Annotated in this window: 14 protein-coding genes; 8 read left to right on the top strand and 6 right to left on the bottom strand. The window is 67.2% G+C overall.

The features are described from left to right. Positions 1-7: 7 nt before the first annotated feature. Positions 8-958, bottom strand: coding sequence for a LysR family transcriptional regulator (locus tag ACT9TC_RS13520; protein ID WP_458040980.1), 951 nt, complete (start codon positions 956-958; stop codon positions 8-10). A gap of 204 nt (positions 959-1,162) precedes the next feature. On the opposite strand from ACT9TC_RS13520, the gene ACT9TC_RS13515 reads away from it, so the two are divergent. Then, positions 1,163-2,437, top strand: a complete 1,275-nt coding sequence (locus tag ACT9TC_RS13515; RefSeq protein ID WP_458040979.1) for an ABC transporter substrate-binding protein — start codon at positions 1,163-1,165, stop codon at positions 2,435-2,437. Between the two features lie 49 nt (positions 2,438-2,486). Here the strand turns inward: ACT9TC_RS13515 and ACT9TC_RS13510 are convergent, their stop codons facing one another. Beyond that, a complete protein-coding gene (locus tag ACT9TC_RS13510) occupies positions 2,487-2,963 on the bottom strand; it encodes a MarR family winged helix-turn-helix transcriptional regulator (protein ID WP_458040978.1) in 477 nt (158 codons plus the stop codon). A 136-nt stretch (positions 2,964-3,099) separates the two neighbouring features. Here ACT9TC_RS13510 and ACT9TC_RS13505 point away from each other — a divergent pair, with 136 nt between their 5' ends. After that, complete coding sequence (locus ACT9TC_RS13505) at positions 3,100-4,017, top strand: SDR family NAD(P)-dependent oxidoreductase (protein ID WP_458040977.1); 918 nt, start codon at positions 3,100-3,102, stop codon at positions 4,015-4,017. 11 nt (positions 4,018-4,028) lie between these two features. Then, positions 4,029-5,744: an AMP-binding protein gene (locus ACT9TC_RS13500; protein ID WP_458040976.1), complete on the top strand. Its 1,716-nt coding sequence runs from the start codon at positions 4,029-4,031 to the stop codon at positions 5,742-5,744. Here the strand turns inward: ACT9TC_RS13500 and ACT9TC_RS13495 are convergent. The 3 genes from ACT9TC_RS13495 to ACT9TC_RS13485 form a co-directional block, all read right to left on the bottom strand. Then, positions 5,652-6,434 (bottom strand): NAD(P)-binding domain-containing protein, encoded by a 783-nt coding sequence (locus tag ACT9TC_RS13495; RefSeq protein WP_458040975.1) that lies wholly within the window; start codon positions 6,432-6,434, stop codon positions 5,652-5,654. The two genes, ACT9TC_RS13500 and ACT9TC_RS13495, sit on opposite strands and share 93 nt — an antisense overlap. A gap of 25 nt (positions 6,435-6,459) precedes the next feature. After that, entirely contained in the window at positions 6,460-7,341 is an 882-nt protein-coding gene (locus ACT9TC_RS13490; protein ID WP_458040974.1) for an IclR family transcriptional regulator, read from the bottom strand. A gap of 76 nt (positions 7,342-7,417) precedes the next feature. Next, positions 7,418-8,788, bottom strand: a complete 1,371-nt coding sequence (locus ACT9TC_RS13485) for an aminomethyl transferase family protein (protein WP_458040973.1) — start codon at positions 8,786-8,788, stop codon at positions 7,418-7,420. Positions 8,789-9,028: 240 nt separating this feature from the next. Between ACT9TC_RS13485 and ACT9TC_RS13480 the strand changes: the two genes are divergently transcribed. The 5 genes from ACT9TC_RS13480 to ACT9TC_RS13460 are packed head-to-tail and all read left to right on the top strand — an operon-like array spanning position 9,029 to position 13,704. Beyond that, positions 9,029-9,811, top strand: coding sequence for an ABC transporter ATP-binding protein (locus ACT9TC_RS13480; protein WP_458040972.1), 783 nt, complete (start codon positions 9,029-9,031; stop codon positions 9,809-9,811). Beyond that, positions 9,798-10,508 (top strand): ABC transporter ATP-binding protein, encoded by a 711-nt coding sequence (locus ACT9TC_RS13475; protein ID WP_458040971.1) that lies wholly within the window; start codon positions 9,798-9,800, stop codon positions 10,506-10,508. Before ACT9TC_RS13480 ends, ACT9TC_RS13475 begins: the two co-directional genes overlap by 14 nt. Before the next feature lie 3 nt (positions 10,509-10,511). Next, the gene (locus ACT9TC_RS13470; RefSeq protein WP_458040970.1) at positions 10,512-11,393 is read left to right on the top strand and encodes a branched-chain amino acid ABC transporter permease; all 882 of its coding nucleotides are present in this window, start codon (positions 10,512-10,514) and stop codon (positions 11,391-11,393) included. Continuing rightward, positions 11,393-12,445, top strand: coding sequence for a branched-chain amino acid ABC transporter permease (locus tag ACT9TC_RS13465; protein WP_458040969.1), 1,053 nt, complete (start codon positions 11,393-11,395; stop codon positions 12,443-12,445). The genes ACT9TC_RS13470 and ACT9TC_RS13465 overlap by 1 nt, the downstream gene beginning before the upstream one ends. Continuing rightward, positions 12,442-13,704 (top strand): ABC transporter substrate-binding protein, encoded by a 1,263-nt coding sequence (locus ACT9TC_RS13460; RefSeq protein WP_458040968.1) that lies wholly within the window; start codon positions 12,442-12,444, stop codon positions 13,702-13,704. The genes ACT9TC_RS13465 and ACT9TC_RS13460 overlap by 4 nt, the downstream gene beginning before the upstream one ends. Before the next feature lie 70 nt (positions 13,705-13,774). Here the strand turns inward: ACT9TC_RS13460 and ACT9TC_RS13455 are convergent, their stop codons facing one another. Further along, on the bottom strand, positions 13,775-14,434 hold the full coding sequence (locus ACT9TC_RS13455; RefSeq protein ID WP_458040967.1) for a GntR family transcriptional regulator: 660 nt from the start codon (positions 14,432-14,434) through the stop codon (positions 13,775-13,777). Positions 14,435-14,453: the final 19 nt, after the last annotated feature.

The following is a 14,453-nucleotide window of genomic DNA, read 5'->3' as shown; positions in this document are numbered from 1 at the left end:
AAGAGTCTCACGGACCCTCCGCGCCATACTGTCGGCGCACCAGCTCGGCGAGTGCCCGCGCACGGGCCGAAAGCTCCACCCCACGCGCCCAGGCGAACACGACCGGCACCGACGGGGGCGGCGGGACGATCTCGCACTCGATGAGAGGGAGACCCTCATAGCTGAGCTTGTTCGCTGGTCGCTGCACGAGCACCGCGTAGGCCGAGTCTGAGCGCGCGACGATCGACCGGGTGAGTTCGAACGCGTGGGTGCGGTGCCGCACCCGCGGAACGAGTCCGCGCGCCTCGAACATCGACATCGCGTAGCGGGTGCTGGGGGTCTGGTCGAAGAGCACGAAGGGCAGGTCAGCGAGCTCCTCCATCGTGACAGCCTTCCTGCTCGCAAGAGGGTTGCCCGCCCCGAACAGGGCGTAGCCGCGCGCCACGTACAGCTCGAACGTCTCGAGGGCCTCGAACCCGCCCATGTCGTACATTATGGCGACGTCGATCGCACCCGAACGGAGGGCCGCACTGAGCTCGTCCTGCGCTCCCACCACGAAGTCGATGGATACCTGGGGATGCAGCGCCTCGTATTCTTCGAGTATCCGCGGCAGCACCGCCGGAGCGAGCGTCGCGAAGCATCCGAGTACCACCGGTCCGACGAGTTGCGTCCCTCCCCCTTGTACAGCGTAGTTCAGCTCCGCCACATCGTCGAGCAACCGGCGGGCCTTGTCGCGGACCAGCATTCCCGTCGAAGTGAGGGTGACTCCCTGCGCACGACGACGAACACAGAGCTCTGCACCCAGCGCGCGTTCCAGTTCGGTAATGGAGGCCGAAATTGCGGAGGGCGAGAAGCGCAGAGCTTTCGCCGCGCCGCTAATCGTGCCGGCGTCGGCCGCGGCGACGAAGTGCGTGAGCTGACGAAACGTGAGTTCGCCTCGGGTGAGCTGACCCTCGAGGGTGGGATCGACGGTGACCATGCGCCCACCCTATAGCTCATCAAAACCGTGCTTCTTCCTCGTATTGTTCTGTTTGACCGGCGAAGCTCTCAAAGAACAGGATGGACGCGGATCCACATCCCGGTCGCTCCCCGCGAGGACGCGGCCGCGACGCCATCGCCAACCGCCGCGTTCAGTGACGACCGCCGACGGGATGCGCGTCACTACCACGGGAGGCACAGCTCGATGAAGATCTCAGGTTCCTCGCGTCGCGCATACGCGACGCTCGCCACTGTCGGAGTCATTGCTCTCGCAGTGACCGGATGCGCCAGAGGCGGTGGAGGTTCGGGCGACGCGAGCGGGGGCTCGGTCGAAGCGAGCCCGGGCATCACCGACACGTCCATCACGATCGGCACCACCGCGCCGCTCACGGGCAACGCCGCGGGAGTCGGAAACTGCGCGGTCGACGGCGGAGTCGCCTACTTCGGCGCAAAGAACGCCGAGGGTGGTATTGAGTTCGGCGACGGCAAGACGCGCACCGTCGAGTTCAAGGCCTACGACGACGGCTACGACCCGCAGCGTGCCCTCGCAAACTTCCAGCAGATGCAGGCAGACGGCGCCTTTGGCGCCGCGCTGAGTCTCGGGACGCCCACGAATCGCGCCTGGCGCGAGGCCGCGATCGACGCCGAGTTCCCGCAGGTTCTGCTGCAGACGGGCGATCCCCTCTTCAGCAACCGCGAAGAGAGCCCATGGCAGTTGGGATTACTCCCCGTCTACCAGCAGGAAGGCGAGGCGTTCGGCGAACTGCTCGCGAACTCTCCCGAAGATCACAAGGTCGCGATTCTGTTCCAGAACGATGACTTCGGCCAGGGCTACGTCGAAGGCTTCAAGGCCGCCATCGAAGGCGCCGACAACGTCGAGATCGTCAAGGAGCTCGGCTACGAAGCCACCTCCACCGATGTGAACGCGCAGATTACCGACCTCGCGTCGACCGACGCTGACATCTTCTTCAACGCCATGTCGTCGCTCGCGCCTCTCGTCATCGGTTCACTGCAGCAGGCCGACACGATCGGCTGGCACCCCAGCTGGTTCCTCCCCTCCGTCTCGGCAAGTCCCGCAGCGTTCCTGGTTCCGTCAGGCGTCGCCGACACCTTCCCGGGCATCTACACGACCGCGTCATCGATGACCGCAGGTTCGCCGTTGTTCACGGAGGACCCCGAGAGCACGGTCTTCCTCGACGCACTCGCGGAGTACACGGCCCAGAGCGGCATCCCGAGCTTTCCGCAGTGCCTGTGGAGCTGGATCGGTGCGTCGATCCTCGAGCAAGCGTTCATGAAGATGGAGGAGCCGACGCGCGACAGCTTCATGGAAGCGCTGCGTTCGATCACCGACTACCCGGCACCGTTCCTGCTCGACGGGGGTGTCATCGACACGACATCTGATGACCGACCGGCGATGAGCAACCTCGTCGTCCAGACATACAACGGAGCGGGCTTCACGATCGTCGACGAACTGGGCTGAGCCTCAGCGTCGGCTGACGGGCGCGCGGACCTTCGGGTGCGCGCGCCCGTCAGCTCGCGGGGGCCTCTTCCTCCAGAGCCTCGGCGACGGGCACACGATGCCCTGCCCGATCGAGTGCGTTCCGCGCCCGCCGCAGATAGTCGCCGAACTGCTCGCGCTCGTTCTCGGATAGATCTGACACCAGAAGATCCTCGAGCGCCTCGACCTGCGGTGTCAGATCCGCAACGGCCTCCGCGCCGCTCTCCGTCAAGAAGAGCAGGATGCGGCGACGGTGAAGCGGATCGCTTTCGCGTCGGACGAACCCGGCTTCTAGCAGCGGATCCATCGTCGCGGCCATGGTCTGCGCGCGAACGAACGAGCGCCGCGCGAGTTCCGAGCTCGTGATGCCGGGTCGCCGGGCGAGCACCGTCATCGCCGTGTACTGGGCCGCGGTCATCCCGGCCGCCGCGCAGGCCTCGAACAACCGTGGACGCAGAGCCAGGTCGAGCTGTTTGATGATGTAGACGAGTCCACGACTGCTCTCCACGTGCTCCTCCTCTCGCCGCGGTTCAGGGTAGCGCGTTCGGTCACTTCCTCCCGATCTTGAGTTTCAGCTATCCTGAATATGAATTGGCGCGAAGTCGCGCGGGTTCATGCTCATGCTCATGCTCAAAGGAGAAGCCATGACGCCGACCAACGAGACCGTCCGCCTAGATGGACGTGTCGCGATCGTCACCGGCAGCGGTCGAAGCCTCGGACGCGCCTATGCCCTCGCGCTCGCAGACGCGGGTGCAGCAGTCGTCGTCAACGATGTGGACCCCGTGACGGCGGCCGAGACGGTGGCCGCCGTCACCAGCACAGGCGCGCGAGCGGTCGCCGTCGTCGCGCCCGTCGGCCCCACGAGCACAGCAGAAGCGCTCGTTGATGCGGCGCTCACGCAATTCGGGCGCCTGGACGTCCTGATCGCCAACGCCGGGGTACTGCGCGACCGCGTGCTGTGGAAGATGGAGGACGCGGACTTCGACGCCGTCGTCGATACGCACCTGCGCGGCACCTTCACGTGCGGCCGCGCGGCCGCGATCGCCATGCGCGAGCAAGGGGACGGCGGGCGGATCGTCGTGATCGGGTCACCTGCGGGCCAGTTCGGCAGCTTCGGACAAACGAACTATGCCGCGGTGAAAGCGGGTCTCGTCGCGATGGCACGCACCTGGTCGCTCGAACTCGCGCGCGCCGGCATCACCGCGAACGCCGTGATTCCCACGGCCCTGTCGCCGATGACGGCAACGATCCCCGCGTACACGCAGGTCTATGAGGACTTCCTCGCGACCGGTGAGATACCGCGCGAATTCCGAAGCGGCCACGCTCTGGGAACACCGGAGGACGTCGCGCCGCTGCTGGTCTGGCTCGCCTCCGAGCGCTCGGCACACGTCACGGGCCAGGCGATCGGGATCGGCGGCGACCGGCTGACCCTCTATTCACACTCAGCCGCTCTGCGCACCCTCGACCACGACGGCGGCTGGAGCGCCGAGGGGATCGACGAGGCATGGCGAGACGATCTGTCCGCGATGGCCCAGACATCCGGTCCGCCAGATCTCCCTTGAAGGGCATGGCGATGAAGGGGTACTACAGTGACGTCTGGCAGGCGCTCGGACGCGCCATGCCGGACCGCACCGCAATCGTCGCCCCCGACGAGCGCATCAGTTACCGACGGTTCACGGATGCAGCGGGGTCGCTCGCGCACCATCTGACCGAGCAGGGTCTCGGCCCGGGTGACGGCCTCGGGATTCTGCTGTACAACCGGCCGGAGTATCTCGTAGCGTTCTACACCGGCTTCGCGACGGGGATCGCTCCGACGCCCATCAACTATCGGTTCCGTCCCGCCGAGGTCGCCGCGCTTCTCAACGACAGCGGCGCGGGCGCTCTTCTCTACCCGGCCTCGCTGGCCGAGGTCGTCGAGGAGGCCGTGCTGCTGTGCGCCGTTCGCCCCGCACTCATCGAGATCGATGACGTGGGCCGCGGCACAGGGCCCGTGCTCGCCAGGGCAACCAGCTACGCCGATGTCATCGCGACCCCCGGGTGGTTGCCCGAGACTCCCCCGCCCGGCGGCGAGCTGCGCCTCTATACGGGCGGCACCACGGGCCGCCCGAAGGCCGTGCTCTGGGGCGCGGAGGACATCCTGGACGTCCAGCTGTACTCGATCTACGACTCGGTCGGCGTACGCCCCCCGACCGACATGACGCGGGCCGTCAACATCGCCCTCGCCCCCGAGACGCCCCGCGTCGTCAGCCTGCCACTCGCCCCGTTCATGCACGGCACGGCGCTCTTCACCTCCATCAACACCCTGATCCTGGGCGGCACTGTCGTCGTCACCTCCTCCCCCCGCCTCGACGCCGACGATGCGGTGCACCTGAGCATCGAGGAGGGTGTGACGCGGCTGATCGTCGCGGGCGACGCCATCGCTCTCCCCCTCGCCATCGCCGCCGAACAGGCCGGCATCACCCGGCTCGGGCGCGTCTCGTCGGCGATCAGCTCGGGGATGCGCTTCGGAGACGTAGCCAAACGTCGCCTGCACGATCTCGGGCTCACGTCGATCATCGACCTGCTGGCCTCGACCGAGGGCGGCCCCTTCGCCGTCAATGTCACGACGTCGGTCGACGATGTGCCGGGCATATTTCGGCTCATGCCGGGCGCCGTCGTGCTGGACGAGCAGCAGGAAGAGGTGCAGCAAAGCGTCGGCGCCCGCGGCATCCTCGCGTTTCGGGGAACCCTGCCGCGTGGCTATCTGGGCGATGAAGAAAAGACACGTGCGACCTTCCCCGAACTCCGCGGAGTCCGGCACGTCGTGCCCGGCGACTGGGTCCGGGTGCTGCCGGACGGCGGCGTGGAGCTTCTCGGCCGCGGCAGCGCCGTCGTCAACACGGGCGGCGAGAAGGTCTACCCGGTCGAGGTGGAAGAAGCGCTGTTGACCCACCCGTCCGTCGCTGATGCCGTGGTCTTCGGCATGCCCGATGCCCGATTCGGCGAGGTCGTGACCGCCGTGGCCGTGCCCGCGCCGGGCGCGACGGTCGACATTGAGCAGCTGCGCGACCACGTCGGCACGCGCCTGGCCGGCTACAAGAAGCCGCGCAACGTGTTCGTCCGCGAGAGCCTCGAGCGCACACCGCACGGCAAGGTCGACATGCTTCGACTGAAGGAGAGCGTGGCCGCTGAGCTCACCGGCGGGCGAAGAGCGGGCTCAGTCCCGCTCGGCCAGGATCCGCTCGAACCAGGCGAGAGTCGCGCGCGTCATATCCGCGGGCTGACCGGATGCCTCGAGCTCGGCGAGTGATGCTCGCACCTCTTGTTCACGACGCGGCGCGTGCTCGTACGAGCCCGAGATGAGCCGCTCAACGAGCGCTGCACCTCCTTCGCCGAGCTCTTGCGCAATGCGGTCGCGCAGCCAGCCCTCCGAACCGGACACCCGAGCGGCACCCAGACTCTCGATGACGAGCGCCGCGAGGCCTTTCATGAAGATGCTCCGCAGGAGCTTCATGCGAGCCGCCTCGCCCGCCGCGCCCGGCACCACCGTGAGCGGCATCCCGAAGGGCGCCATGAGCGCCACGAATCCTTCGGCGCCCTCGCCGCTCGCGAGAAGGTCGGTCAGGTGGCCGTCGCGCGGAACCGGCGCGAGAACGGCCACATCCGCCATCCGCACCCCGGCGCGCTCCGCCCGCTGCGCGATCTGTTGCTTGACCTCCGGTGCGGTGGTGTTGAGGTCGGCATAGATCGTCTGCGCGCCGAGGAGCGGGATCGTCCCGGTCGCGACCTCGATGGCAGCCGACGCCCCAACCAGGCTCAGGACGACATCCGCGCCGTCGATGGCATCGGCCAGAGAGTCGCGCTGGTCGACAACGGTGCCGGGCGTCGTGCGCGTGTCCTGGTAGGGGTCGAATCCCCGCACCTCAGCGTGCGCCCCCGCAAGCCCCGCCGCATAGAGGCGGCCCGCTTCGCCCAGGCCGATGATCGCGATTCTCGTCATGACACTCGTCACGATACCGGCGGCGTCATGACACCCGCGGCGGGGTGGGCGGATCGTGCGGGTCGTGCGCGAGCCGCTCCAGGTACTCGATCGAGCGCCGCGATGACCCCACGAGCGAGCGGATACTCCGAGAGCCCTCGCCCGCGTCCGGCAGGTACGCTCGGGCCAGATCGTGCGAGACGCCGACCGCGGCGCGGCGCAGCAGGTCGATCAGCGGCTGCGGCGACGCCCCGTCGTTCGGCACGACCACACCGAGCGCCGCATACACCGAGCCGTCCGGACCCGTCACGGGCACGGCGATCCCCGTCGACTCTCCGTGAATGTGCCCCGCGCTGACCGCGTAGCCATCCGCTCGCACACGACGAACCTCGCGGCGGAGCTCGTCCGGATCGACGATCGTCCGAGCCGTGTACGCGCGCAGCCCCTCGGCGATGACGTCCTCAACGATGGACGGATCACCGTAGGCGGCAAGGACGAGTCCGCTCGACGACGCGAACAGGGGGATGCGTCCGCCGATCAGCGTCGCGTTGAGCACGGCGTCCTGCGCCGACATCCGTTCGATGAAGAGCACGTCGCGACCGGCGCGCACACCGAGCTGAACGTGCTGGCGAACGCGCTCGTGCACCGCCCCCAGCCACGGGCGCGCGATTTCACGCAGGCCGACCGCGCCCGGCGTGCGACTCGCGAACTCCCAGAGCCGCACGCCGAGGCGGTAGGTGCGATCGGGCTGCCTCTCCAGCAGCCCCTCGCGTTCGAGCTCGGCGATGAGCCGGTGCACACTCGAGGGCGCGAGGCCCGTGGCGTCCGAGATCTCGGTGAGTGTGAGAAACGGATGCCACGCGTCAAACGACTCCAGGATGCGCAGGTGCTTATGCAGCACCGACTCCCCCGCGGATCCGCGAGCCATGGCTTCCTCCTCGACGCATCCCGTGGGATGCCGGGCGCCATGTTAGCCCACGGATCGCGCGGCGTGAGCTCGAGCGTCAGTCGTTCACGCGGTAGACCGTCCGGGCCCAGTCATGGAAGGGAGCCGGAGCCACGGTCGCGCGAATCCGAACCTGACGGTGCTTGGCGTCGACCGAGTGCTTCTGCGAGATCGGGGCCTCGCCCCACACCACCTCGACGACCGACCCGTCGGCGATGTCGACGTCGAGCGTCGCGAGCGACATGTACAGCTGATCGAAGGCGACATAGCCGGCGTCGGTCGAGATGCCGACCGGCTTGCCGTCGTGCAGCACCTCGTCCATCTGGTAGAAGCCGTAGCGCGCCTTCGGGAAGTCGAGGAACTTGGCCGGCACGCCGGGTTCGACCTGCGACTTCACGACATCCGCCACGTCGTCGGCGTTCCAGAGCAGCGTGACCTTGTGCCGCTTCTGGTTCTCTTTGTGACGCTCGAGCGCCTCGCGCCCGTGGAAGTCGTGGTCGAATCGCACCGACCGACCCAGCCCGAGGTCGTAGGGGGTCATGTAGTAGTCGTGGATGTCGTCCGAGAGGAGCGATCCCGCGATCGAGCCGGCCCGATTCGCCGGAAGCCACTCGCGGTACTCGGCGAGGTCGTCGTCGAAGATCGCCGGGAACGGCGTCGGAACCCAGCCCGCCTCGAGCGGCGTCGCCGAGTAGGCCTTCGCTCCGACACGGCGGATGCCGAATTCCTCGCCCGCCTCGAGGATCGCGTCGAGCACGACCTGGTTGTCTTCCCAGGGTCCGAAGAATTCGAACCCCGGCTGGCCGGCCATGCCATGGCGCAGACCCTTGACCGCGCGACCCGCGATTGTGAAGTCGCCGATGTGGAAGAACTTGACCTCGGGCACGGGGCCGCCGAACAGCTTCTCCATGACCTCGTTGGCCGCGGGACCCTGCAGCTCGTACCGGTAGAACGTCGGCGGGCCCTGGCGCATGTGCGAGTTGGCCTCGAGACGGTGGTGGACGTCCTTGCCCGCTGCTTCGGCTTTCTCCACGTTGAATCGAACCCAGTCGATGAGCAGGTGGTGACCGATGAGGACGAGTCCCTCGCGTTCGGTGGAGTTGTAGAACAGGATGCCGTCACCGATCAGGTAGCCGTCCTGGTTCACCGAGATCAGCTGCTTGGCGATGCCCGGACGGAACGTCGCGAACGTGTTCGGCGAGATCGACTCGAGCAGCGGGATCAGGTCGTCGCCGCCCAGGAAGAGCTGCGTCATGTGGTGCGACTGGTCCATGAGCGCAACCGTGGTGTTCCACGCACGCTGCTCATCGCGCCAGTTGGTGAATTCGGGAGCGACGGGAAACGTGAAAGCGGGCCAGTTCTGGTTGCGCAGCAACTCGACGGCTCCGCCGACACGGGTGATCGCCTGGGCGAGGGATTCGGATGTCATCTTCGACCTTCCTGTGGAGGGAACCTCATCGTAGGCAGGAGCCACATACGATCGGTCAGAGATTTCCGTTGAAAAGAATCGCGGCTGTCAAGAGCTTCATCGCGATGGTGGAATCACAATCTCGACACAACCCCACAGACTCACACCAAAATCGTTGACAATGCGGGTGTCGGTCCGTAACGTCCCTCAGGCGGGGCTCGACCCGCAGAGTGCAATGGTGCGACGACAAGGACGGTAGCGATGGCGGCTCAGCTGACCTTGAACGAGGTGAATCTGCGCTTCGGCGGCGTCCGCGTCCTCGAAGATGTCGGCTTCACCGTCGAACCCGGCCAGATCTTCGGTCTCGTCGGTCCGAACGGCGCGGGCAAGACCTCGCTCTTCAACTGCATCAGCGGGCACTACCGGCCGACGTCCGGCTCGATCAAGATCGATGACACCGAGATCCTCGGCACCCGTCCGTCGAGCCTCGCCTCTCTCGGGTTGGCCCGCACGTTTCAGCACCCCGCGCTCCAACTGCACTCGAGCGTGCTCGAGAACGTCCTGCTCGGTGGGCACTCCCGCCTCCCCCGCGGGCCCATCTCGTGGTCTCTGCGCCTTCCCCCCACTCCCCGCGCCGAGCGGGACCTCCGCACCGAGGCGCGGGCGCTGCTCGAGCGGAACGGACTCGGCTGGGCGGCAGACCTTCCCGCCGACGAGCTGTCGCACGGACTGCACAAGGGCGTCGAGCTCTGCCGCGCCCTGATCTGCCGGCCCCGCTTGCTTCTGCTCGACGAGCCGGCCGCCGGCCTCTCGCACGGCGAGGTCGAGCAGTTCATCGCCACGATCCGGCGCTTGCGCGACGAAGAGGACATCACCGTCATCATCGTCGAACACCACATGGGCCTGATCTCGGCACTCACCGACCGCGTCGTGGTGCTCGACCACGGTCGAAAGCTCATGGAGGGCACGGCGGCCGAAGCCCAGTCCGACCCCGGCGTGATCGAGGCTTACATCGGAAAGGAGCCCGCGGATGACGCTGCTTGAGCTGGTCGACGTCACGGCCTTCTACGGCTCCGTGCAGGTGCTTGAGGGAGTGTCGCTGAGCGTACCCGAGGGCGGCGCGGTGGGCATCCTCGGCGCGAACGGCGCGGGCAAGACCACGACGCTCCGCGCCATCACCGGTGTCGTCCGCACGGGCGGCAGCGTGAAGTTCGACGGCCGCGAGATCAGCGGCATGCGGCCCGAAAATGTCGCGGCCCTCGGCATCGCCCACGTCCCGGAGGGGCGTGGCACGCTCGGCCAGCTGTCCGTCCGCGACAACCTGCGCGTCGGGTCGTACCTGCGCAAGGACCGCAAGGGCATCGCAGAAGACATCGACTACTGCCTCGATCTCTTCCCGCAGCTCAAGGACCGGATCGGCTCGCACGCAGCGGCTCTCTCGGGTGGCGAGCAGCAGATGCTGGCGGTCGGTCGTGCCTTCATGGCCCGCCCCCGCCTGCTGCTGCTCGATGAGGCATCCCTCGGTCTCGCCCCGAGCACGGCGCGAAACGTCTACGACGCCATCGGGCGCCTGCGCCGCGAGTCCGGCATCGCGATGCTCGTAGTCGAGCAGAACGCCAACCTCGCATTCAGTCTTGTCGAATCGGCCACCGTGCTGGAGACCGGCAAAAACGTCATCACCGGAACTTCGTCCGAGCTCAAGGGCATGGACGAGATCCGCCGCGCCTACCTGGGAGGCTGACGGATGGGTACCTTCGTCCAACTCGTCATCGACGGCCTGTCGGCCGGGTCGATCTACGCGGCGCTCGCGCTCGCGATCGTCCTGGTCAACCAAGCGACAGGCCTGATCAACTTCGCGCAAGGCGGGATGGCCGTCCTGTCGGCCTACATCGCCTACGCGTTCCTGCAGATCGGCCTGCCGCTCATCCTCGCGATCATCGCGTCGATCATCCTGTCGTTCGTCCTCGGGGCGATCATCGAGCGATTCGTCATGCGCCGCTTCGAGGGTGGCGAGCCCGACACGGCGATCGTGGTCACGGTCGGTCTGCTCACGCTGATCACTGGAATCTGCGGCTGGATCTGGAGCTACAACAACCTGCAGTTCCCCTCGCTGTTCCCGCTCGACAGCGTAAACATCCTCGGCGCCGTCGTGAGCGTCCGCTCGATCGGGACGACGCTCGTGATCGTCGGCATCATGGTCCTGCTGCAGCTGCTGTTCCTGCGTACCAAGCTGGGGCTCGCATTGCGCGCCGTCGCGAGCAACCCGCAGTCGGCGTCGTTCTCCGGCCTGCCGGTCGGTCGCCTCCTGATGACCGGTTGGGGTCTCGCGGCCGTGCTCGGCGCGGTCGCCGGGGCGCTCATCGCACCGCAGCTGACCCTCACCCCCGGCATGATGGACACAGCTCTCGTCTACGCGCTCGCGGCCGTCATCCTCGGCGGTCTGTCGAGCCCGATCGGTGTGGTGATCGCCGCCTGGGCGATCGGCATCCTCGAGAACCTCGCGGCCGTCTACGTGCCGATCATCGGATACGACCTGAAGATCGCGGTGCCGTTCATTCTGATCTTCGTGGTCTTGATCCTCCGCCCCCAGGGCCTCTTCGGACGGAAAGACGTGGTGCGAGTGTGATGGCGCAGGCAGCAAGTCTGAAGAACAAAACGTGGGTGAAGTGGGGCGGCATCCTGCTCGTCGTCGTCATCCTCGCGGTGGCTCCGCTGATTCTGCCGGAGTTCGCCAACCAAACGGTCGCCCGCATCGGCGTCTTTGCGGTCGCGGTACTCGGGCTGAACGTCGTGATGGGCTACACGGGCCAGGTGTCGCTCGGCCAGATCTTCTTCGTCGGCGTGGGCGCGTACGTCACGGCCTACGGCGTGAACAACGACTGGAACATCGTCCTGGTCTTCGTGCTCGCGATCCTCATCCCCGGCATCCTCGGCCTCTTCGTCGCCCTCGCGGCGGCGCGGCTCGGTGGGCTGGCCATCGCGATGGTCACGATCGCCCTCCCGATCGTCGGCGTGCCGCTCGCCAAGCGCCTGTCGGAATTCACGGGCGGATCGCAGGGCACGTCGGCGAGATTCTCGGATGCTCCGGAATGGACCGGTCTGTTCGATGACCAGTGGCAGCTCTACATCGTCATCGTGATCGGTGTGGCCACGTTCCTGCTGACCCGCAACCTTGTGCGCGGCAAGTTCGGCCGCGCCTTCGGAATCGTGAAGAGCAACGAAGCGGTGGCATCGTCGATGGGCATCTCGCCCTACCGGTACAAGGTGCTTGCGTTCACGATCGCGTCGCTGATCGGCGGAGTCGCCGGCTTTCTCTACATGGTCGTGGTGCAGTACACGTCCCCCGAGACGATGAGCTTCGGACACTCCATCACACTGCTGGCCGCGATGGTCATCGGTGGAGCGGGAAGCATCATCGGGTCGATTCTGGGCGGCGCGTACTACGTGCTCGGACCGCAGCTGACGAACCTGATCGATCCGAACCTGACCGCCGCCCTCCAGGGCGCCCTCCTGCTGCTGATCCTCTTCATCCTCCCCGGCGGCCTCGTGTCCCTCCCCCGTCTATGGCGTCGCCGCCGCGGCGGCAACCGCCCGGGCGATACGGCTGCCCAGGGCACCGAATCCACCTCCCCCGCACCGCAACAATCACAGTCAGAAGAAAAGAGGAACGTGACATGAGCACGCTTCGTAAAAAGGCGCGGATCACCACGGTTGTGGCAGGAATCGGCATCGTCGCCGTCCTGGCCGCCGGGTGTTCCCGCGGAGGCGACGGCGGCGGATCCAGCGATGGACCCGCCGAAGCCAGCCCCGGAATCACCGACACCAGCATCACGCTCGGCATCACCACCCCTCTGAGCGGCGCCACCGCCGGCCCCGGTACCTGCACGGTCGCCGGGATCACGGCCTGGTTCGGCGCGAAGAACGCCGAGGGCGGCGTCGAGTTCGGCGACGGCAAGACCCGCACGGTCGAGATCGACGCGCTCGATGACGCCTACGACCCGCAGAAGGCGCTCGCCAACTTCCAGCAGCTCGAAAGCAGTGCCTTCCTGATGACGTCGGGACTCGGCACGCCGACCAACCGTGCGTACCGCGAAGCGGCGATCGCGGACGAGGTTCCCCAGGTGCTGATCCAGACCGGTGACCCGATCTTCAGCAACACCGAAGAGAGCCCGTGGCAGCTCGGATTCGTACCGATCTACCAGAACGAGGGCGCCGCGTTCGGCGAGCTGCTCGCGAGCTCCAGCGAAGACCACAAGGTCGCCATCTTGTCTCAGAACGACGACTACGGCGAGGGGTACGTCGAGGGCTTCAAGGAGGCCATCGAGGGCGCCGACAACATCGAGATCGTCGATGAGCTGACCTACGAGGCGACCGACACCGACGTGAACGCGCAGCTCACCGAGCTCGCCGCGACCGACGCGGACGTCTTCTTCAACGCGATGTCCATCACACCGCTCGTCATCTCGTCGCTGCTCAAGTCGCAGGAGCTCGGCTGGCTGCCCAGCTGGTTCCTGCCCTCGAATACCTCGAGCCCCGGCGCCATCCTGACCCCGGGCAACGCCGTGGCGTTCCCCGGTGTCTATACCGTCGCGTTCGCGCAGTCGGCGTCCGCACCGACCTTCGCCGAGAGCGAAGAGGGCGCGGCGTTCCTGTCGAACCTCGCCGAGTACGCGGACTTCCCGGATGTCCCGCAGTTCCCGCACTGCGTGTGGAGCTACCAGATCGGCGCGACGCTCGAACAGGTCTTCGCCAAGATGACCGAGCCGACGCGGGCCGACTTCATGGAGCAGCTGCGCACGATCAGCGACTTCACGGCCCCGCTGATGCTCGAGGGTGCATCCATCGACACGACGCAGGATGGCCAGCCCGCCATCTCCGGCGTGACGGTCCAGAAGTACAACGGCGCGGGATACGCGACGGCCGAGACCTTCGGATAACACCTCCGCTACGGCAAGCAGAACGGCCCGGTCGGGAAATCGACCGGGCCGTTCTCGCGTGCTGTTGCTGTCAATCGAGGCGGCGCAGCACGCCCACGATGCCCTCGAGGTGCGCCCTGGTGGCGGCCTCGGCGGCATCCGCGTCGCGCGCGAGTACCGCGTCGATGATTGCAACGTGCTCGGGTGCGGACTCGGCCGCCCTGCCGGGGTGGAACGCCAGCCGGAACTGGTGCCGCGCCGACTGCGCGCGCAGGCGCTCCAACAGTTGGCGGGCGGTGTCGTGTCCGCTGATGTCCCGGATGCGCCGATCCATCTCCTGATTCAGGCGTGCGTACTCGACGAGATCTCCGCCGGCCACAGCGGCGCGGATGCGCTCGCGAAGAGCTGTGAGCTGCACGGCGTCTTCGTCCGTCAGCCGCTCCGCTGCTTTTCGCGCGCACAGCGCCTCGAGGCCCATCCGAACCTCGACGATCTCGACGGCCTCGTCGACGCTGATGGCGCGGACGCGTGCCCCGCGGTTCGGGAGACGCTCGACGAGCCCCTCACCCGTGAGGTTGAGCAGGGCGGTGCGAACGGCCGCGCGCGTTGCCACGAATCGCTCGCTGATATCGGCCTCGATCAGACGCTGATGGGGGGCGAACTCACCGCCCAGAATGGCCTCGCGGATCTGCTGAGTGAGATCGGGGCGACCACCCGGCTCGGGCTCGACCGCGGGTGCAACAGAAACCACGACCCCTCCTGTCCGTCGT

The organism is Microbacterium sp. HM-570, assembly GCF_054165885.1.
Note: the sequence above shows the minus strand (reverse complement) of the source record. Positions and strands in the feature narration are given on the sequence as shown.